This window comes from Ruegeria sp. SATB045 (assembly GCF_059613525.1).
In genome coordinates, this window is the sequence record NZ_JBXWSR010000012.1 from 324613 (window position 1) to 344908 (window position 20296).

Here is a 20296-nt window from a genome sequence, read left to right on the forward strand (position 1 = left end):
AAGCGTTCTGCCCGCTTAGCGTGAATTCATCCATTTGATGGCAGTTTGGCGCGCAAAGCAATTGTCGGACCAGCATCTTCAGGAGGACACGCCCCAATGCCACAAGTTTCACCCCGCTTGGATTTACCATTCATTCAACCCTCGCAAGCACAAAAGCACGTCACTCATAACGAAGCCATACGGCAATTGGATATGATTGTTCAATTAAGCGTCGTGGCAACCGGTGCATCAAACCCACCAGTGTCCCCAGCGCAGGGTGAAGTTCATGCCGTAGGTGAAGCTCCGATTGGTGAATGGTCAGGTCAGGAAAACATGCTTGCGGCATGGTTGGATAATGCGTGGCACTTTGTAGCGCCAGATATTGGCTGGAGAGCGTGGGACATCAGCGCCGGGCGTGTGAAAGTCTGGACAGGCTCGAATTGGGTTGTGCCGGCAGGGGCAACGCAGAATCTGGACGGGATAGGCGTCGCAACGACCTGGGACGCAACAAACCGCCTCTCGGTTCGTTCTTCTGCCACATTGCTAAGCCATGAGGGCAATAGCCACCAGTTAAAGATCAACAAGGCAAGCGCGGGGGATACCGCTTCGCTTTTGTTTCAATCCAACTGGACCGGTCACGCCGAAATGGGACTGGCAGGCTCAACTGGTTTTTCAATCAAGGTTTCGGCAGATGGGAACACATGGACAGATGCCCTTGTTTTCGATCCGACAACTGCAATTGCAACTGGTGCAGCGATTCAAAGCAGTGCTTCGGACGTAACTGCGGGTCGTTTGATGCGGGCGGATTTTGGCTATAGCCCCGGCAACGTGCTGGGATCTGTGTCACAAACATCAGGCACGCCGACAGGCGCAGTGATCGAGCGGGGCTCGAACGCAAATGGTGAATTTGTTCGTTTCGCAGACGGCACTCAAATCTGTACAGTCAATCTGAGCGCAGTAGGCTGCACCATCGGCGAAGGCGCGATTTTTTCAAGCGGGCAAAACAGTTGGACCTTTCCAATTGCCTTTGCCTCTGGGACCAAACCTGCCCTAAGCGGCAGCGGTGGATCGGTCTCGCGATTTGTCGGGTTTGATGCGCCGGCAGCCACAAATGTGTCCTACCAAGTACTATCAACGGTTTCTGACCCTGCGCCTGTCGCTCCGACCGCAACCGCCACAGGACGCTGGTTCTGATCAGAGGTTTTGTGATCTGAGCTTTACTTTGCCCGCAATTCAGCATCTGACTGTTCCAGAAACCACGCATAGGTTTCGTGGATGCCGTCTTGCAAGGTGATCCGCGCACGCCAACCCATATCCGCCAATCGTGACACATCCATGAGCTTACGCATTGTGCCATCTGGTTTGCTGACATCCTGAGTGATCCGCCCGGTGTAACCCACCGTGCGGGCCACCAGAGTTGCAAGCTCCGCGATCGAGATATCCTCGCCACAGCCGACGTTGATATGGCTCAGCATGGGTTCTGTGTTGGCTTCATAAACATCGCGTGGCAGATCGAGCACAAACAGAGACGCTTTGGCCATATCGTCTACGTGCAGAAACTCTCGGCGAGGCTTACCGGTTCCCCAGATGACTACCTCGTCCAGACCGTCCCGCTTGGCTTCGTGAAAACGACGGATCAAAGCCGGCAGAACATGGCTGTTTTCAGGGTGAAAGTTATCACCTGGGCCGTACAGATTGGTTGGCATAACTGAGCGATAGTCAACGCCGTGCTGCCGGTTGTAGCTTTCGCACAGCTTGATACCTGCAATCTTGGCAACTGCGTACGGCTCATTTGTCGGCTCAAGCACTCCAGTCAGCAGAGCATCTTCTCGCATCGGTTGCGGTACAGCCTTGGGATAGATGCATGAGCTGCCAAGTTGCAGCAGGCGCTGGACTCCCACTGAAAACGCCTGATGGATAACGTTGCATTCGATCATCAGGTTTTCGTAAATGAAATCTGCCGGGTATGTATTGTTCGCGTGAATACCTCCGACCTTGGCTGCCGCCAAAACGACAACATCGGGCCGTTCGGTCTCCATGAAGTGCCGAACTGCGGACTGATCAGTCAAATCCAGTTCCGCATGAGTGCGGGTTACAATGGTCAGTGCCTCACCTGCCGCCCCACGATCTTGCAACTGCCGTAGTATGGCCGCACCGACCATACCACGATGACCGGCAACATAGATTTTCCGCATTGCGCCCACCTCAGCCATTTTCCAGGCTTACTGGCAAATCGAAGCCGTGCTCTTTCAGCAAGGCATGACGTTTGGCGGTCTTGAGGTCTTCGCTTACCATTTCAGAACACATTTCCTGAACGGTCAGTTCCGGCACCCATCCAAGTTTGGTTTTGGCCTTCGAAGGGTCGCCCAACAGGGTCTCGACCTCGGCGGGCCGGAAGTATTGCGGATCGATACGCATGACGACGTCCCCGGGCTTAAGCGCGGGCGCATTTTCGCCCTTGACCGCTTTGACAGTCGCAACTTCCTGAACGCCTTCACCCGAGAACTCCAGCGTAACACCCAGTTCCGCAGCGGACCACTCGATAAACTGACGAACGGAGTACTGTACGCCTGTCGCGATAACGAAGTCTTCTGGCGCATCCTGCTGCAGCATTAGCCATTGCATCCGCACATAGTCTTTCGCGTGCCCCCAATCGCGCAGACTGTCGATGTTGCCCATGTACAGGCACTCCTCAAGCCCCTGCGCAATATTCGCAAGACCCCGTGTTATTTTCCGGGTCACGAAGGTTTCACCCCGGCGCGGGCTTTCGTGGTTGAACAGAATTCCGTTGCAAGCATACATCCCGTACGCCTCACGGTAATTCACAGTAATCCAGTATGAATAAAGCTTGGCTACGGCATATGGGGACCGGGGATGGAACGGTGTGGTTTCTTTCTGAGGAATTTCCTGCACCAAGCCATACAACTCGGAAGTTGACGCCTGATAGAAACGTGTCTTCTTTTCCAGGCCTAAAAACCGTATCGCTTCCAGCAATCGCAGCGTCCCAATCGCATCGACATCCGCTGTGTATTCCGGCGATTCAAAGCTGACGGCAACATGGGATTGCGCGCCGAGGTTATAGACCTCATCCGGCTGAACTTCCTGAATGATTCGAGTCAGGTTGGACGTGTCGCTGAGATCACCATAGTGCAAGTGGAGTTGAGGGTTCGGATCGTGCGGATCCTGATAGATATGATCAATGCGTTGCGTATTAAACGACGAGGCGCGGCGTTTGATTCCGTGAACTTCATACCCTCTCTCCAAGAGAAACTCGGCCAGATACGATCCGTCTTGCCCTGTAATGCCGGTTATTAAAGCAGTTTTTGTCATTGTCTCGTTCCACAAAACTCAATCTGGCTGGTAGGACTCTCAGAAACAGCAAGAACACCCAGAATGCAACCCGGCGGCAGGAAACGGCATTGAAACCCGTTGAACTTTGCGAAATGCTGGCGCGCGTTAAACAGTCTTTTGTTGAAGGACATTGAAAAATGCGGATAGCGATGATCGGCACAGGTTATGTTGGCCTTGTGTCGGGCGTTTGCTTCTCGGATTTTGGCCATGACGTTATTTGCGTCGACAAAGCCGAAAAGAAAATCGAGATGTTGCAAGCCGGCCAAGTTCCCATCTACGAACCGGGACTTGATGTCCTGATGGCCAAGAATGTAGCAGCAGGGCGGTTGAGTTTCACGACCGATCTGGCTGCTGCCGTGGACGGTGCAGACGCAGTTTTCATTGCCGTTGGAACCCCAACCCGGCGCGGCGACGGGCACGCTGATCTGACCTACGTGATGGCCGCCGCGCAAGAGATTGCTCAGTCGGTCACCGACTACACCGTGATCGTCACCAAATCGACCGTGCCCGTCGGCACCAACAGAAAGGTGCACGAGGCTGTTCTTGAGGCCAATGCGGATGCAGATTTTGACGTCGCTTCAAATCCTGAATTCCTGCGCGAAGGGGCGGCGATTGACGATTTCATGCGCCCCGATCGCGTTGTCGTTGGCGTTGAAAGCGACCGCGCCGCCGAAGTTATGGCCGAGATTTACCGGCCGCTTTATCTGCGAGACTTCCCTATCCTGACGACGGATCTGGAAAGCGCCGAGATGATAAAATACGCGGCAAACGCGTTTCTTGCGACCAAGATTACTTTCATCAACGAAATCGCCGGCCTGTGCGAACGTGTGGGCGGTGATGTCAAAGAAGTCGCGCGCGGCATTGGTCTGGATGGTCGTATCGGCAACAAGTTCCTGCATGCTGGTCCGGGTTATGGTGGCTCATGCTTTCCTAAAGATACCGCTGCTTTGGCGAGGATTGGTCAGGAACACGCTTATCCGATGCAGATCACCGAAACGGTTATGCGCGTGAATGACGGCGTCAAACACCGCATGATCGAGAAAATTCGCGACGTATGCGATGACAGCTTCAACGGTAAGACCATCGCGGTTCTGGGTGTTACGTTCAAACCCAACACAGATGATATGCGTGATGCCCCGTCGTTGACCATTGTCCCCGCACTGATCGGCGGAGGCGCAACGGTTCGGGTTGTGGATCCGCAGGGTCGGGCCGAAGGATTAGCCTTGTTGCCGGGCGTGGAATGGTGCGACGACCCTTATACCGCAACCACCGATGCGGATGCGGTCGTATTGCTGACCGAATGGAATGAGTTCCGCGCCCTGAACCTGTCGGACATGGCACGTTCAATGAAGTCCCCCCGGATGGTGGATCTACGAAACATCTATTCGAAATCGGCTGCCCGGAAATCGGGATTCGAAACCTATATCGGTGTGGGCCGCTGACCGCCGCTTTAAGAATTGGCGTACAGCGGCACAGAACTGTCTGCTCCCTCGGCCAGGGCCTTGCTCTGATCTTGCCGTACCTGCTCGTAAAGCGCCAACGCCTCGGGTGAAAACAGCGTTTCTGGCGCAGGTACCGGCACGAAATTGCTTTGCGTATCTTCGCCCCGTGCCAACAGGGCATAATCGCGTTCGGCCACCAATTGCTTTGCATTCGGGTTCAGATAGCGGATGGCCAGACCAATCCGCCGGTCATCCGAGCGGTTTGGTCCGGAGCCGTGGATGGTCAACCCGTGGTGCAGCGACATCTGACCCGGTGCCAGCTCGATATGGGTTTTATCCTCATCCGCGACCTCTACCGCGATCTCCTGCCCGCGCGACAATAAATTCGTATCCGAATAGGTGTCGTTATGCGGAAGGATCGGGTTCTTGTGGCTGGCGCTTACGAAATCCATACATCCGCTGTCACACGTTGCAGGAGACAGCGCGATCCACGCGGTCACCTGATCCGGCGTTTCGCCCATCCCCCAATAGGTCAGATCCTGATGCATACCGACTGTTTGGCGGGTGTGCGGTTCCTTAACAAAAAACTCGGCCGACCAAACCATGATATCCGGCCCCAGAATACCCTGAACGATATCCAGCACCCGAGGATCCGTTGCAACACGCGCTGCCAGCGGCATAACAAGATGTGCGTTGACCCGTTTATAGGTATTCAGGGGTAGCGGAAGATCTGCGCCAAGCCAGTCTTTCTCGATCTGTTCGAACTCTGCCCTGATCTCGGACGTTTCCTGTTCCGAAAACGTAGTGAGCGGGTAAAGATATCCGTCCTCCCAATAGCTTTCTATCTGCTCAGGCGTCAGACTGCCAATCGGCGTGGAATTCAATGCAGACATGCGTGTCTCCTTCTCAGGCATGTCTTCAAAGCTTAGACGTTATCCGAAGTAAGGCAGAATGTTGTGTCTTGCCCGTGAGGATAAGTTGAGCTTAGCCTGAATTCATGTCGTCCCGCATCCCATCCCTCAATTGGCTTCGTGTCTTCGAGGCTGCGGCCCGCACCGAAAGCTTTGCGCGCGCGGCTGGGCAGTTGAACATGTCTTCAGCCGCCGTCAGTCAGCAAGTCAAAGCCCTGGAAAATCAACTGGGAACGCCCCTGTTCCATCGCCATGCCCACTCTGTGACACTGACCGAGGCAGGTCGCGCCTATTTGCCTTCGGTCCAGCAATCGCTTTTGATGCTGGAAACGTCGACCACGGGTCTTTTTGGCGAAACGCGCGGGCAACGCTTGTTCGTTCAGTCGGTGCTTTTGTTTGCGCATGGTATTCTGGCCAGCGGGTTGCCAACGTTTCAGGACCTGTACCCCAGGATCAACCTGTCTTTGTCGACCGGTAATCTGACGGCAGACTTTGCCAATCGATTTACCGATCTTCAAATCGTTTTCGGAAACCCGACACTTTTCGGCACTGAGGGCGACGAATTGTTGCGCGAACGCCTTTACCCCGTCGCTCCGCCAGATATCGCGGATCGCATCCATAGCCCTGAGGACCTGTTTCAGTTCACCCTCATCGAAGTATCAACCCATCGCGCCAGCTGGCTTCATCTGTTCGAAACACTGCGCCTTCCAGCTGGACGGGCCCGGTTTTTCTTTGCCGACAATTCCATAATGGCAGCTGAGCTGTCCGCCAACCGAGGCGGTATTGCCTTGGCGCGTGCCCCTGCATCTGACCGGGTCATGGCCCTGTCGGGCCTTGTGCCCTGCCTGCCCGGCATCGACGTTGCGGGGCAAGAAGCCTATCACCTGATTTACCCGTCCAAATCTGCTTTGCGACCCCCCGCCCGAGACTTTCGCAACTGGATCATGGATTACAGTGCTGCGGTCCAGACACGGTAACGTCCCTGCCCTGTCACCTCGCGGATCAAACCGCGTGACGTGAAAAGGTCAATGTTACGCTGCGCGGTCGCTCGTGACGCCTTGGTCAATTCTTCAGCCAAAGGAACCGAAACCATTGGCCACGCGGCTAGCACATCAACCAGCATTGGCGGGGTTTTCCCACTCAGATCGGACGTCAGATCCCGAGCACGGAGTTCCCACGCGCTGACACGGTCCAAGTGAAGCAATGCAGCCAAAACGGCCTGACCTAACCCCTTGATCCATGCACTTAGCTTATCGTTGACCTCTCCAACCCCACGTAAAGCACCCGGTCCAGACAGTGCAACCGGCATGAAAAGGGCGCCTCCCCGGCCCATCGTTGCCGCGTGTCGGGCGGCAATGACCGCAGCCTCTGTGTCTTGTCCCATGCCCTGAGACAGCGCGCGCCATGCGTGGAATGCAATCGATGCTTGCGTAACCGGGTGCAGGCTTGCAACCCTGTCCATCACGTCCGCCAAATCAGCAATCGCCTCGGGGACCTCGTCCATGTCAAGCGCCATACGATCAAGAAATGCGGTCAATCCAGTGGTCCAGCCACCCTCGGCCGGGCCAGCTCCGGTTGTCAGGCGTCTGACGGCCCAACCTGCCCGAAACAACGCCTGAACGTCATCTCCGGTCGATCCGATCCGCAACCCTGTCCACAGCGCCAGACGATCAACGCCAATCCGGTCACCGGTCCACCAACCTAGGTCTGAAACATCCATCAGTGCCAACCGATGCGTCCATCCCTCTGGACCCGCTCGTAGTCTCTCGTCCAGAGCCCCGAAACTTGCCGCAAGATCCGCCAGTTCATAGGAGAGTTCGGCCTGCGCGGCCCGCCAATCCCTGAAGTCGAACAGTGTTCTGCGATCGGCCTTCGGGCCCGGTGGCAGAAAATCTTCGTCAATCTCGGCGTCGGCGGGCAGAAACCACAGATCGTCTTCCTCTGGCGGATCAGCATCATAGATGCTGCGCGGCCCCAGCGAGTCGTCGTCTTCCGGGTCTGGCCTGACAGGTTTAGTGGTCATACCCGGCATATTTCGGGTATTTCCACCAGTTCACAAGGCGTTTCTGCAGCAGATTGATCAGCTGGCGAAACTTGAGGTCAGAATATCCAGCTGCCCTTCCAGTGGTGTCTGCGGATTGCTGCCAATCAGCATATAACCATAGCCACCTTCGGACCATGTCGCCGTTGCCAGACCGCTAAGCTCGGCAAGATTGACGTCCTTACTGGGGGCACCCTCACCTTGTCGGATGATACAAAAGGCGAATGGTTGGCCTTGTTCGTCGGCAAATACCACCTGAACCAGCGGTTTGCCATTGAATGACAAAACCTGCGCGCGTTTCAGTTCCATTCCTGGCAAAGCTTCAAGCGTTTCGCGGTTCAAGGACCGTCCCAGCTCTGCCTCTGCCAAAGCGAACTGCATTTTCAGCGCCTGTTCCGAGTTGTCCAGCGACGCAATCGTGTCTGGTACATAAAGCGACTGATAGATCGCCGCCTGCTGCGCCCAACCCAGAGGTTCAGGCCGGGTTGTCCAGAACGTTGCTGACACAGCGACAACTGCCACCGAAGCCGCAACGGCCATCAGGCGCCACGGTCCGCCTGAAGAATGCGAAGATTCCACCGGCTGCGGTTCTGGCAGCTCAACTTTCGGCGCCTCGGCGGGCACCTTTTCAAATACCGCCTGCACCATAGGTGCGAACGGGTCCAGCGCCATAAGGCGCGCCTCGAGCTCAGGGTCGTCCTCGACCGCGTGTTCAATCGCGGTTGCCTGGTCGTCATCCACTGTGCCTTCCAGATACGCTATCAGCGTTTCATCGGAAAACTTCATTTGCCACTCCGTCGAACGGCGTCTGCAGCACTTAGCTGCATCACGGTTTTAAGTTTCTGCCGGGCGTTAGACAACCGGCTCATAATGGTTCCAATCGGCACATCCAGCATCGCAGCCGCTTCGCGGTAGCTATAGCCCTCAACGAACACAAGCATGACCGTTTCCCGCTGCGCTTCAGGCAGGTGCATCACTTGAGTAAACACCTCAGCTGCGAAAATATTCGTTTCCGAGTCAGCTTCAGGCGAAATTAATTCTGCTTCGGGTGTGACCGACAGCGCCTGCGCCTTCCGAACCGAGCGCGCCCGGACTTCATTCAGCCAGATCGAGCGGCAGATCGTCATCAGCCAACTGTCCAACCGGTCATGTGATGTCACTTGATGATGGCGCTCGAGCGCGCGAAGGCAAGTGGATTGCAATAAATCGTCGGCTACGTCGGAGGCGCCGGACAAGGCCAGCCCAAACCGCCAGACGCGTTTTGAATGCGTCTGTATCGCGCCGCGTACGGCTTGTTCGGAACTAATTGCACCAACCATTGAATAAATAGTGACCTGTGTGTGTTTGACATTCACGAGCCGGGCCCGCCTGGTCAGAATTGACATAACCCGTGGAGGAAAGAAATGAAACTTCTGTTGAAAGCAGTCACGATTGCGTCGGCAATTGTTGCAACGCCAGTACTGGCCGAGCATTGGACCCTGTCGCCTGAAAACTCTCATTTGGCGTATGGTACCATCAAGAAAGATACCGTGGGCGAGGTCAATTCCTTCACCAACCTATCTGGTCACGTGGGCCCAGATGGCAAGGCCGAGATCGAAATCGATCTGTCGTCGGTCGAAACGAATATCGACATCCGTAACGAGCGGATGATCGAGCACGTCTTCCGCAAAACGGGCACTGCCGCCCTGAAGGCCGAGTTCGACATGGCCGAGGTCAAGGCGCTTGGAGTAGGCGAAACCGCGGTAATTGACGTCGAAGCAGTGCTTACGCTGGTAGGGACAGATGTGGAATTCGACGCAGAAATGTTCGTTGTCCGCGTATCCGAGACGTCGGTTATGGTGTCGACCAATGACATGGTGTTTATCAGCACCGAAGACGCAGGCGTGAATGCAGGTGTCGACAAGCTGATGGAACTGGCCAGCCTGCCCGGCATCACCCGCACCGTACCGGTCACTGCGCGCTTGTTCTTCAACATGGATGAAAACAAAGCCGAGGCAACACCCGCTGCCGCTGCAACCCCGGTCGCCGTCGCTGCGGTGGAAGGCGACATTAAAGCCGGTAAGAAAGTCTACAGCAAATGCAAAGCCTGCCATCAAATCAAAGAAGGCAAGAATGGCGTTGGACCGTCATTGTACGGAATCGTCGGTGCACAAGCAGCACAAGCGGAAGGGTTCAAATACTCGGATGCTCTGAAAGCTTCAGGGCTGGTCTGGAACCCTGAAACTCTGGCTGCCTTTTTGGCTGACCCCAAAGGCGCCCTGCCCGGCAACAAAATGCAGTTCCCCGGCCTGAAGAAAGAGGAAGACATCACCAACGTGATTGCCTATTTGCAGGACGAGGCGCAGAGCTAAGGCTCAAAACCGTTTCCCTCACCTGCCCCGCCGCGCTATGCCTGTCATAACCAAATGACAACGCAGGGGCGGGGCATGAACGAGACGGTCAAACTGGAACTGGACGAGATTAAGGCTCTTAGCCTCAACATCTTGACAAAATCCGGTTTTGGAACGGACCACGCTAACGCAATTGCAGGGATGCTTGCGACCTGTCAAATCGACGATTGCCAGTCTCACGGGTTGTTCCGCCTGTTCATGTGCAACGACACCATGAAAGCGGGCAAGATCGATGGGCGTGTCGCGCCGGTGTTGGAACATTCTGACAATGCCATCGTTCGGGTGGATGCGCAGGACGGCATGTCCTTGCTGGCCTTCGAACAGGCGCTGCCGGTACTGATCGAGAAGACGCGAACCCACGGTATTGCCGCCATGGCGATCAACCGCTGCTTTCACTTCTCGGCGCTCTGGCCCGAGGTCGAGCGCTTGTCTGCGGTTGGCCTGGCCGCGATGGCGATGGTGCCCAGCCATTCCTGGGTCGCCCCTGCGGGGGGCACGCGCGGTAGCCTCGGCACCAATCCGCTGGCCTTCAGTTGGCCGCGTCAGGGGCAAGACCCGTTTACATTCGACTTTGCCACCAGTGCCTTCGCCCGCGGTGAAATTGAACTCTATCGACGCGCGGGCAAGCCCCTGCCCGAGGGTGTGGCCATTGACAAGGACGGCCAACCCACGACCGATCCACAGGCGGCGATGGAGGGCGCAATGCTGACCTTTGGCGGCTATAAGGGCTCGGCCCTGTCGATCATGATCGAGCTGATGGCAGGCCCTCTGATCGACGATTTGACCAGCCTTGAAAGCATGGAATACGCCGAAGGCGCGGGCGGCGCGCCCTATCACGGCGAGATCATTCTTGCTTTTGATCCGGCCCAGTTCAGCGGTGGCCGTTTGACCGCAAATGATACCCGCGCCGAGCGTTTGTTCGCCGATATCATCGGTCAGGGCGCACGCCTGCCCTCGCAAAGGCGCTTTGCCGCAAGGGCCCGCAACACTGAACGTGGTTACGTCGAAATTGCTAAAACGCTGCACGACGATTTGCAGGCGCTAGCCGCTCAGGTGTAAGGCCTCTTTCCCTTCGGCATATGGCTGGCTAAGTAGGTCCTCCGGATAATACTCAGGAGGCCCCCTTGGACCGCATCGCCCGCACCATCGCCACAGAGATCAGCGCCCGCCCCGAACAGGTCGGTGCTGCGGTGAAATTGCTGGACGAAGGGGCCACCGTTCCCTTTGTCGCGCGGTACCGCAAAGAAGCGACGGGTGGGTTGGACGACACTCAACTGCGCACGCTGTCTGACCGGCTGACCTATCTGCGCGAACTTGAAGCGCGGCGCGAAACGATTCTGGGCTCGATTAAGGATCAGGGCAAACTGACCGACGATCTTGTCAAGTCCATTACTCGGGCGGACACAAAGGCGCAGCTGGAAGACATCTACCTGCCTTACAAGCCCAAGCGCCGCACCAAAGCCATGATCGCGCGCGAAAACGGGTTGGAGCCGCTGGCCGATGCGATCCTGACAAACCGCTCGGCCAATCCGGAGGCACTGGCCGAGCGCTATGTAACCGAAGCCGTGCCCACCACCAAAGATGCCCTGAACGGCGCGCGTGACATCATCGCCGAGCGATTGACCGAAGATGCGAGCTTGCTTGGCGATTTACGCGGCTTCATGCAACGCGAAGCGTATCTGACGTCCAAAGTCATCGACGGCAAACAAACGGAGGGTGCCAAGTTCAGCGACTATTTTGAGCATGTCGAGCTTTGGGCGAATACGCCCTCTCATCGCGCGTTGGCGATGCTGCGCGCGTCCAAGGATGGTATTGTTACACTTGATATCGCGCCTGAACCCGAGACAGGAGTGGCGCGCGCCGAGGCCATCGTTGCTGCGTGTTTGCAGACGCGCAGCGATGCACCCGGAGACGTGTGGCTTCGCAAGGTGGCGGGTTGGACGTGGCGGGTTAAACTGTCCCTGTCCCTTATGGTTGAATTGATGGCCGATCTGCGCAGCAGGGCGCAGGATGACGCAATTCAGGTGTTCTCGAATAACCTCAAGGATTTGCTGTTTTCCGCACCAGCAGGTGCCAAGGCAACGCTGGGATTGGACCCCGGCATTCGTACTGGTGTGAAGGCGGCTGTTGTCGACCCAACCGGCAAAGTCATCGCCACAACCACGCTGTATCCGTTTCAACCGAAAAACGAACTGAAGGCCACGCAGACAAGCATTCTGGCTATGATCGAAGCTCATCAGATCGAGTTGATCGCGATCGGCAACGGCACAGCAAGCCGCGAAACTGAGAAGATGGTCGCCGACACGTTGAAACTGCTGCCCAAGTCAGTGAAAGCGCCCACCAAGGTGGTGGTTTCCGAGGCGGGCGCTTCGGTATACTCGGCCTCGGAACTCGCGGCGCGTGAGTTTCCCGATCTGGATGTGTCACTGCGCGGCGCTGTTTCAATCGCACGGCGCCTGCAAGATCCGTTGGCCGAGCTGGTCAAGATCGAACCCAAATCAATCGGAGTGGGCCAATATCAGCACGATGTGGATCAGCACCGGTTATCGCAGTCGCTGGCATCCGCCGTCGAAGATGTCGTGAACGCCGTCGGGGTGGACCTGAATACCGCGTCTGCTCCGCTCCTTTCACACGTCTCGGGCCTGGGGCCTGGCCTTGCCGAAGCCATCGTGTCACATCGTGACATCAACGGCCCGTTCGCCACGCGGTCCGAACTTTTGGACGTCGCGCGGTTGGGACCACGCGCCTATGAACAATCCGCAGGGTTTCTGCGCATCCGGGACGGCAAAGAGCCCCTGGATGCATCCTCGGTGCATCCCGAATCCTACGACGTAGCCCGGCGCATCGTTTCTGCCTGCGGGCGAGACATTCGGCAGATCATGGGGGATGAACAGGCCCTGAAACGACTGAAACCGCAGCAATTCGTCGATGCCAGATTTGGCCTTCCGACTGTCCAAGACATCTTTGCCGAGCTTGAAAAACCCGGGCGCGACCCGCGTCCAAGTTTTGTAACAGCGACTTTCCGCGAAGGTGTCGAGGAGATTTCCGATCTAAAGCCCGGAATGGTTCTGGAAGGCACCGTGACCAACGTCGCCGCCTTCGGCGCGTTTGTTGATATCGGTGTTCATCAGGACGGGCTGGTGCATGTCAGCCAGTTGGCCGACAGGTTTGTCAAAAATCCCCATGACGTGGTCAAAACCGGCCAGATTGTCAAAGTGGCCGTCGTCGATGTGGACACCAAGCGCAAACGCATTGGTTTGAGCATGCGCAAGAACAAGGGATAGACTTAGGCGCCTTGCACAAGCAAAAAACCCCGGCAATTCAACCGGGGTTTTCAGAAATCTACAGTGAGGCCAATGCCCTTTTACTCGACGATCTTGTGCGAATAGCCAGCCGTTTGTGACGCGTGGAAGTCTTCGACCCAGTCAACGGTAAACGCGTAGTCATCCTCGGTCAGCGGCTTGTGGCAGGCCATGCACGGAGCTTCGTTCACACCAGCCTTGTTCGAGCCGTCGACTTCAAAGACCGAATAACGCCAATCGTCATTCTTATAGATTTCAGGGACATCATCCCCCCAACCGTCGCGCTTTTCCATTGCCGTAAAGAGCGTACGCTCGCCAGCAATCAATTTACCCTCAGCGTCCTTTAGCAGATTACCATCAGCGTCTTTTTTAGCGTCGTAAATCTCGACCAGGAAATACGAACCAGGTTTGAACGGCAGACCGGTCTTGACCCCTTCAAGCGCCAAATCGTTACCGCTGAAGAACCGAACCTGTTTACGGTCGTCATAGTCTTTGCGGTGATAACGGGTGAACGTGGTTTCATGATCCTTCGGGAACGCCATCAACGATCCGTCAAGACCCGTTTCATTGCTGGCAACCGCCCCAGCTTCGCCCCCGGGCAGGCTGGCGAAATAAGCGGCCAGATTATCGATCTCTGCATCGGACAGGTTCGCTGCGATGGCGTTCATCAAATCATCCTTGCGGCTTTCGGTTTTGAACGCCATCAACTGCTTTTTGATGTAGCCTTCTTTTTGACCGGCAAGGTTTGGGAAGTTGTCGGCCGTACTGATACCAGCACTACCGTGGCAGGCGGCGCATTGCGCGGCCGTTTCACTACCAGCCTGGATATCTCCGGCATTCACAACGGTCCCTAGCGAGGTGCCAACTATGGCGGCCCTTAGTGCGGCTTTTACCAACGATTTCATCAAATGTCCTTTCACTGGCTGGTAGCCGCCCGAAACAAGACAAACGGCGATGCTTGCTGTGATCAGGACATTAGGCACATGAACTACGCACGCAATGGATGCACCGTTCACAAACGCGCACAAAAAAATGAGACCATTTTTAAGCTTGGTGCAGGCCGAAACGGGTCATTCGATCCGCATAGCTTCGGTTTCGATTTTTATGTTCACAAGGTCACCCACAAGGCCATTCTCGACCGCGTAAGTCATGCCATAGTCGCTGCGTTTGATGGAGGCTTCTATCGAAAGCCCAAGCACAAACCGTTTGTGCCCAAATGGGTAGGGTTCAGCCTTGTTCAACTTCACGTTCAGTGTCACCGGCTGGGTCACGCCCAATATCGTCAGGTCTCCGGTCACTGTGCCCGCATTGTCCGTGGCGGCTGTACCAGACTCTGCGACAAAGGTGATTTCGGGGAACTCCGAGACATGCAGAAAATCCTTGTTTTTAACGTGCCCGTCACGCGCCTTGTTAAAGGTGTTGACGCTTTTGGCGTCGATCGCGACTTGAACATTCGCCAGTTCCTGCGTCTCGGTGTCATAGTCGAAAATACCCTGCACATTGCCGAATATCCCCAGCGTGTCGGCATATCCAATGTGTTCTATGGTAAAAAACACTGTCGTATGTTCGGGGTCCAGTTCGTAGCTCGCCATTTCGGCGGCCGCTGCGATTGGAGAGGTTGCGATCAGAAAGCTTAAAGCAATATTGCGCATGGCTGGTCCCTTGACGATTGTCGAACTAGATAAAGGTAGTCAAACAACCATATAGCCCGCGCCCTGCACCGACAAAGTAAACTAAATGCGCTTAACCCGTCTAACTTGTGCCACTTGGAACATTCACCGCGCCAAGGGAGCGGACAAGCGGGTTGATCCCGATCGTATCCATCGAACCATCGCTTCTGATCTGGCCCCTCTTCGGCTGGACGTTTTAGCCTTGCAGGAGGCCGATGGCGAGTGCCGGCCACATGCGCGAATTTTAGACATGCGCCGTATACAGGGCGACACCGGCTTGGTTTACCAGCATGATCAGCATGCGATGCGATGGGGATCACAAAGCGACGGATTCCTGGGAACCATTCTATTTCTTCATCCGCTTCTTGAGGTAACCCACCGCGATGTTGTCGATCTTCCGGGGCATTGCCACCGAGGCGCGGTCGTGGTCGAGACCCTGCGAGACGGCGTCGATATGCGAATTCTCTCTACGCATTTATCGCTGTTCCAACCCTTGCGCGTCATACAAATGCGTATCATCGGGCAATATTTGCGGCGCCGCCCTAAGATGCAGACAATTCTTCTGGGTGACTTGAACGAATGGCGGCCGTGGGGTGGTTTGATGTTTCACAGACGTCTTGTTGGGCAAAAGCTTGCAGGACCCGCGCGGGCAACCTTTCCGTCACGCCGCCCTTTGTTGCCTCTGGACCGAATTATGACTGATCGGCCTGACGCGGTCTTTGATGCACAGGCTATGTCGACGCCGAATCTGCGCATGGCGTCAGACCATTTACCATTGATTGCTTCGGTCAAGGTTTCGTGATCACCTGAATAATGACGCTCGGCATTTGTTAAGAGATTAGTCAAAAGGGAAATCTACGCTAGATCACAATAGATTATGACACCGCAAACCAAAGTCCAAGCGTCACAGCGCGTGACAACCGACCGCCAGTCTCTCTGGCTGATGTCGCCCCTGACCTCCTTTTGGCTTCAGGTAGGTTTGATTGGGTGTGGGCTGACAATCTTGGCATGGTTAACCCTGCCAACCGTTTTTTGGGTTCTGCTTGCGTTCTTCGTGGCCTCGGCCCTTGCCGGGCTGGGGTTGGCAACTTCGTACCCTCACAGGTTGCTGGGCCTTTGCAATACCGTAACCTTGCTGCGCGCGGCCCTTGTGGCTTTCCTTTTCGGCACGCTTTTTGTCGCCGACACTGTGTCGGGCTGGGTGATATTCTGTATCGGAACAAGTGCATTTGCGATGGATGGCCTGGACGGCTGGCTGGCCCGTCGCTCTGGCCTGAAGTCCGATTTTGGCGCGCGGTTCGACATGGAAACCGATGCCGCCTTGGGTGCAGTGCTTGCGCTGTGGCTGATGCTATCCGGAACCACACAGGCCGAAGCTCTGATCCTTGGTTTTGCTCGCTATGCCTTTGTTGTTGCTGGTTGGGCAATACCCCGACTGCAAGGAGAGCTTAGGCCATCCTTTCGTCGCAAAACCATCTGCGTAGTACAGATCGCGGCACTTTTGATCCTCATTTGCCCGTTGGCACCTCACTTTCTGATCGCGCCGATTTCCATCAGTGCGTCAATCGCGCTGAGTTACTCATTTGGCGTGGATATCCGTTGGCTGCTGAGCCGCAACTCATGAGGTTATCTTTCGCACTTGTCCTCGGCGCTCTTTTGGTCTCTTGCGCTTTGGTCCTGCCGAACCATCCCGGCACAATGAATTGGTCTGCGGTGAATCGCTGGCCGCTGGAATTACCCGTGATCCTTTTGTTCATGATCGCATTCGGAAGGATTCCTGGGGTGGCGTCAATTCTGGCGGCCCTTTTGATCGCAGCCAGCCTGATGAAACTCGCTGACTACGCCACGTTCACCGCGTATAACCGCACCTTCAATCCAATCGTCGATACATTTTTGATCGAGGCAGGTTTTGGCTTGTTGCAAGACAGTGTTGGCAGGCCCTTGGCCATAGCGATGGCTGTGACAGGCGGCGCGCTGGTGGCCATCTATTTCGTATTGCTGCGATTTGGGTTGAAAGCCTGGGGGGCTCTGTCACCCCCCGTTTGGGCGAAGACGGCTGCGGTGCTTGGCATAATGATCACAGGATCCTGGGCCGTGGCGGACGCCGGGCATCACCTTAAATACTGGCGTTTTGATCAAAGCCCTCCGGGCACGGCGTGGACATCCCGGCTGGTGTTCAAGCGTGGGACCGAGATGCAGGCAACCGTTGACGATCTGTCTGTGTTCCGTCGCGAGGCGCGGGCAGATCCGATGCGCCAAGCGCAAGGTTTGCTGGATAGGCTTTCGGGCCGCGATGTTCTACTGATCTGGATTGAAAGCTATGGCCGCGCGAGCTTTGATAATCCACTGTATTCCGACACCCACCTGCCGACGCTGCAAAGCGCCGAGACGGCCCTTACGCAAGCGGGATTGTCCGTCAAAAGCGGCTGGCTGACCTCACCCACGGCAGGTGGCGAAAGCTGGCTGGCACATGGCGCCTTGTCGACCGGACTTTGGACGTCGGATAACGGACGCTACAACGCAATGCTGGTCAGCAATCGAAAGTGGTTGTTCCACTATGCGCGGGATGCTGGCTATCGCACGGCGGCGATCATGCCTGCGATTACGCTGGCCTGGCCCGAAAGCGCCGTGATGGGGTTGGATCACATATTTGCAGCCGCGGACATTCCTTATCGCGGAAAACGTTTTGGCTGGGTGACTATGCCTGATCAGTTCACTCTGGCGACCTATCAGGATTTGCTACCGCCCGACCCACGGCCTGATTTCATTCAAGTTGCGCTGATCTCGTCTCACGCACCATGGACGCCGATCCCGCAGATGATCAGGGATCAGGACCTGGGCGATGGAACCGTTTTCACACCGATGGCCGAGCAAGGCCCCCCCGCGCGGGAGTTATGGAAGGATCACGATGACGTGCGGGACGCCTATCGCCGCGCGGTCGACTACAGTTTGCAAGCAGTGTTTTCGCATGTGGCAAAACTGGGTAAGCAAGCACCACTGGTTATTGTCGCAGGAGATCATCAAGCCGCAGGTTTTGTGGCTGGCAGTGACAATCGCGATGTCCCGATCCATGTTATCGGCCCCACAGATGTTCTGTCTTTGATTAACCACTGGGGCTGGGCTGACGGTCTAGCGCCCGCCGCGGATGGCCCCGTGCGTCGGATGGATACGTTTCGCGATGATTTCCTGTTAGCCTTCACTTCTTCGGGGCAATTAGCGGGGGAACCGAGATGAGTGGCCGCCTGTTTCGCCTGTTCGGATCACTTGCGCTGTTGGGCGTCGTGTTGTGGTGGAGCGCGGCCGGAGAGGTATGGGAAAGACTGCGCGAAGCTCAGCCGTTCTGGATTGTGATAGCAATCCTTGCCTTGAATTGCAGCACCCTATCAATGGCACGGCGATGGCAGCTAACCGCGCGGGCGTTGGAGCTGAAGATGACTTTCCGCGCAGCGCTAAAGGAATATTATCTAGCTCTTCTCGCCAATTCGCTGTTACCCGGTGGTGTCGTTGGCGATGTCAGCCGTGCAATCCGAACACGCCAGTATGGCGACCTGAAACGCGCAGCGCAATCCGTCGTGGCCGAGCGGCTTATGGGCCAGGTGGCTCTGTTTGCGGTCCTTTTTGCCGGTCTGTCCGTTAGTTTGTTGTGGCCGGGTGGAATCGAATGGCCCAGCGGGACAGGATGGATGCTGGGAGCTGGCATTGCCCTGACTTTCGGTGTGTTGATCTGGCTGGCGTCGGCTCAAAAGACAGCCCGTTTTACGAAGTTCTGCCTTGTGCTGATGGTCCGTCCAGAGATTTCGGCTCATGCCATGACGGCCGCTGCTCTGTTGATATTCGGCCTCTATGCATGCGCCCGTGCTACTGGAACAGAACTATCGATTGAGGCAAGCGTGACAGTTCTGCCCTTGGTCTTGTGCGCCATGCTGGTTCCGTTGTCGATCGCCGGTTGGGGATGGAGAGAAGGCGCCGCCGCCGCGCTTTTTCCCATACTGGGGGCATCGCCCGAAGCTGGGATCGCGATGGGTATCTGTTATGGTGCTGTGATGCTGTTGGCCGCCCTTCCTGCGGTTGCTTTTGTTTTTATGCCCTCCGAAGCTGAGTTGAACACAAATCCCTTGGAAAACGCATCATGAGCGCCGTTTTTGCGATACCCGGAGACAAAGACCAGCGCACCGGCGGTTATATCTATGATGCGACCGTATTGGATTTGTTGAACCAAATCGGCTGCCCAACCGCGCATCTGGAACTGCCCGGCAGTTTTCCGAATGCACCTGCGCATGACATGGAAACTGCGCTGAATGCTCTGCGGGCCGTTCCTGCCTCTACCCCGGTTATCGTGGACGGTTTGGCTCTGGGCGCCATGCCACCCGAAGGTGTCGCCAGTATTGCCGCACCTGTGATCGCGCTTGTCCACCATCCGCTTGGGCTGGAAACCGGAACAGATCCCGCCCGCGCACAGGATTTGATCCGCAACGAGGCCGCAGTGCTGGAACATGTCGCCCATGTCATCGTGACCAGCACCCATATCGGGGAGACGCTTTGGGCCGATTTCGGTGTGTCCCCTGATCGGATCACTGTGGCAAGCCCCGGCTTCCTGCGCCCCATGACTGGTTCAGCACCTGTTTCACCACCGCTGATCCTGAGTGTTGGATTATTGTCATCGCGCAAGGGCCACGACGTTCTGATCTCTGCTTTGGCGCAAATTGCCGACCTGCCTTGGCAAGCGGAAATTATCGGCCGCCCGCAAGACCCAAACTATACCGCAGAATTGCAATCACTGATCTCGAATGCAGGGTTAGCTAATCGTATCCAACTAAGGGGCGAGGTCGATGGTGCCGCCATCGAGGATGCATACCGACGCGCAAGTATGTTCGCTCTGGCCACACGATACGAAGGCTACGGCATGGTCCTGAGCGAGGCGATGCTGCACGGTCTGCCGGTTGTTTCCTGCGCAGTCGGTGCGGTCCCCGAAACGGTTGGCCATGCCGGGCGTCTTGTGCCCGCCGATCAACCCGACGCCTTTGCAGCCGAATTGCGCACCCTGCTGGAAGACCCGGATCAGTTGGTGAAAGCTGCGCAGGCTTCACTGGAACAGTCGGCAGGGTTGCCGAGCTGGCACGACACAACCCGGCATTTCGCCGATGTCATCAAACGGGTGGCCGAGTCATTTGTGCCGCCTTTCCCCTCTGGACCCACGAAATGAACTGGAC

19 protein-coding genes are annotated in these 20296 nt (G+C 56.3%); 11 read left to right on the forward strand and 8 right to left on the reverse strand.

Features of this window, described 5'->3' with window-relative positions; translation table 11 throughout:
- Positions 1-96 precede the first annotated feature (96 nt).
- Positions 97-1173 (forward strand): DUF2793 domain-containing protein, encoded by a 1077-nt coding sequence (locus tag AC2FNR_RS03385; RefSeq protein ID WP_496847989.1) that lies wholly within the window; start codon positions 97-99, stop codon positions 1171-1173.
- A 23-nt stretch (positions 1174-1196) separates the two neighbouring features.
- On the opposite strand, the gene fcl is transcribed toward AC2FNR_RS03385, so the two are convergent.
- On the reverse strand, positions 1197-2174 hold the full coding sequence (fcl, locus tag AC2FNR_RS03390) for a GDP-L-fucose synthase (protein WP_480868429.1): 978 nt from the start codon (positions 2172-2174) through the stop codon (positions 1197-1199).
- Positions 2175-2184: 10 nt separating this feature from the next.
- Entirely contained in the window at positions 2185-3309 is a 1125-nt protein-coding gene (gmd, locus tag AC2FNR_RS03395; protein ID WP_496847990.1) for a GDP-mannose 4,6-dehydratase, read from the reverse strand.
- 158 nt (positions 3310-3467) lie between these two features.
- Between gmd and AC2FNR_RS03400 the strand changes: the two genes are divergently transcribed.
- Complete coding sequence (locus AC2FNR_RS03400) at positions 3468-4772, forward strand: UDP-glucose dehydrogenase family protein (RefSeq protein WP_170355198.1); 1305 nt, start codon at positions 3468-3470, stop codon at positions 4770-4772.
- An 8-nt stretch (positions 4773-4780) separates the two neighbouring features.
- On the opposite strand, the gene AC2FNR_RS03405 is transcribed toward AC2FNR_RS03400, so the two are convergent.
- Positions 4781-5665 (reverse strand): phytanoyl-CoA dioxygenase family protein, encoded by an 885-nt coding sequence (locus tag AC2FNR_RS03405; RefSeq protein WP_496847993.1) that lies wholly within the window; start codon positions 5663-5665, stop codon positions 4781-4783.
- A 104-nt stretch (positions 5666-5769) separates the two neighbouring features.
- Here AC2FNR_RS03405 and AC2FNR_RS03410 point away from each other — a divergent pair, with 104 nt between their 5' ends.
- Entirely contained in the window at positions 5770-6660 is an 891-nt protein-coding gene (locus AC2FNR_RS03410) for a LysR family transcriptional regulator (RefSeq protein ID WP_496847995.1), read from the forward strand.
- On the opposite strand, the gene AC2FNR_RS03415 is transcribed toward AC2FNR_RS03410, so the two are convergent.
- From AC2FNR_RS03415 to AC2FNR_RS03425, 3 genes are read right to left on the reverse strand one after another with little or no spacing between them, the layout of a single operon-like run.
- Complete coding sequence (locus AC2FNR_RS03415) at positions 6633-7706, reverse strand: helix-turn-helix domain-containing protein (RefSeq protein ID WP_496847996.1); 1074 nt, start codon at positions 7704-7706, stop codon at positions 6633-6635. The two genes, AC2FNR_RS03410 and AC2FNR_RS03415, sit on opposite strands and share 28 nt — an antisense overlap.
- Positions 7707-7763: 57 nt before the next feature.
- Entirely contained in the window at positions 7764-8510 is a 747-nt protein-coding gene (locus tag AC2FNR_RS03420; protein WP_496847998.1) for an anti-sigma factor, read from the reverse strand.
- Complete coding sequence (locus AC2FNR_RS03425) at positions 8507-9079, reverse strand: RNA polymerase sigma factor (protein WP_331251810.1); 573 nt, start codon at positions 9077-9079, stop codon at positions 8507-8509. Before AC2FNR_RS03425 ends, AC2FNR_RS03420 begins: the two co-directional genes overlap by 4 nt.
- A 48-nt stretch (positions 9080-9127) precedes the next feature.
- On the opposite strand from AC2FNR_RS03425, the gene AC2FNR_RS03430 reads away from it, so the two are divergent.
- From AC2FNR_RS03430 to AC2FNR_RS03440, 3 genes are all read left to right on the forward strand, one after another.
- On the forward strand, positions 9128-10075 hold the full coding sequence (locus AC2FNR_RS03430) for a c-type cytochrome (protein ID WP_496847999.1): 948 nt from the start codon (positions 9128-9130) through the stop codon (positions 10073-10075).
- A gap of 75 nt (positions 10076-10150) precedes the next feature.
- Positions 10151-11173: an Ldh family oxidoreductase gene (locus AC2FNR_RS03435; protein WP_496848000.1), complete on the forward strand. Its 1023-nt coding sequence runs from the start codon at positions 10151-10153 to the stop codon at positions 11171-11173.
- A 65-nt stretch (positions 11174-11238) separates the two neighbouring features.
- A complete protein-coding gene (locus AC2FNR_RS03440; RefSeq protein WP_496848002.1) occupies positions 11239-13398 on the forward strand; it encodes a Tex family protein in 2160 nt (719 codons plus the stop codon).
- 80 nt (positions 13399-13478) lie between these two features.
- On the opposite strand, the gene AC2FNR_RS03445 is transcribed toward AC2FNR_RS03440, so the two are convergent.
- Both AC2FNR_RS03445 and AC2FNR_RS03450 read right to left on the reverse strand, forming a co-directional pair.
- Positions 13479-14321: a cytochrome P460 family protein gene (locus AC2FNR_RS03445; protein WP_496848003.1), complete on the reverse strand. Its 843-nt coding sequence runs from the start codon at positions 14319-14321 to the stop codon at positions 13479-13481.
- A 165-nt stretch (positions 14322-14486) separates the two neighbouring features.
- Complete coding sequence (locus AC2FNR_RS03450; RefSeq protein WP_480868440.1) at positions 14487-15068, reverse strand: YceI family protein; 582 nt, start codon at positions 15066-15068, stop codon at positions 14487-14489.
- Positions 15069-15153: 85 nt separating this feature from the next.
- Between AC2FNR_RS03450 and AC2FNR_RS03455 the strand changes: the two genes are divergently transcribed.
- From AC2FNR_RS03455 to AC2FNR_RS03475, 5 genes are all read left to right on the forward strand, one after another.
- The gene (locus AC2FNR_RS03455) at positions 15154-15888 is read left to right on the forward strand and encodes an endonuclease/exonuclease/phosphatase family protein (RefSeq protein ID WP_496848005.1); all 735 of its coding nucleotides are present in this window, start codon (positions 15154-15156) and stop codon (positions 15886-15888) included.
- A gap of 201 nt (positions 15889-16089) precedes the next feature.
- Positions 16090-16710, forward strand: coding sequence for a CDP-alcohol phosphatidyltransferase family protein (locus AC2FNR_RS03460; protein WP_496848007.1), 621 nt, complete (start codon positions 16090-16092; stop codon positions 16708-16710).
- Positions 16707-18320: a sulfatase-like hydrolase/transferase gene (locus AC2FNR_RS03465; RefSeq protein ID WP_496848008.1), complete on the forward strand. Its 1614-nt coding sequence runs from the start codon at positions 16707-16709 to the stop codon at positions 18318-18320. Before AC2FNR_RS03460 ends, AC2FNR_RS03465 begins: the two co-directional genes overlap by 4 nt.
- Positions 18317-19219: a lysylphosphatidylglycerol synthase transmembrane domain-containing protein gene (locus AC2FNR_RS03470; RefSeq protein ID WP_496848009.1), complete on the forward strand. Its 903-nt coding sequence runs from the start codon at positions 18317-18319 to the stop codon at positions 19217-19219. Before AC2FNR_RS03465 ends, AC2FNR_RS03470 begins: the two co-directional genes overlap by 4 nt.
- A complete protein-coding gene (locus tag AC2FNR_RS03475; protein WP_496848010.1) occupies positions 19216-20289 on the forward strand; it encodes a glycosyltransferase family 4 protein in 1074 nt (357 codons plus the stop codon). Before AC2FNR_RS03470 ends, AC2FNR_RS03475 begins: the two co-directional genes overlap by 4 nt.
- Positions 20290-20296 lie beyond the last annotated feature (7 nt).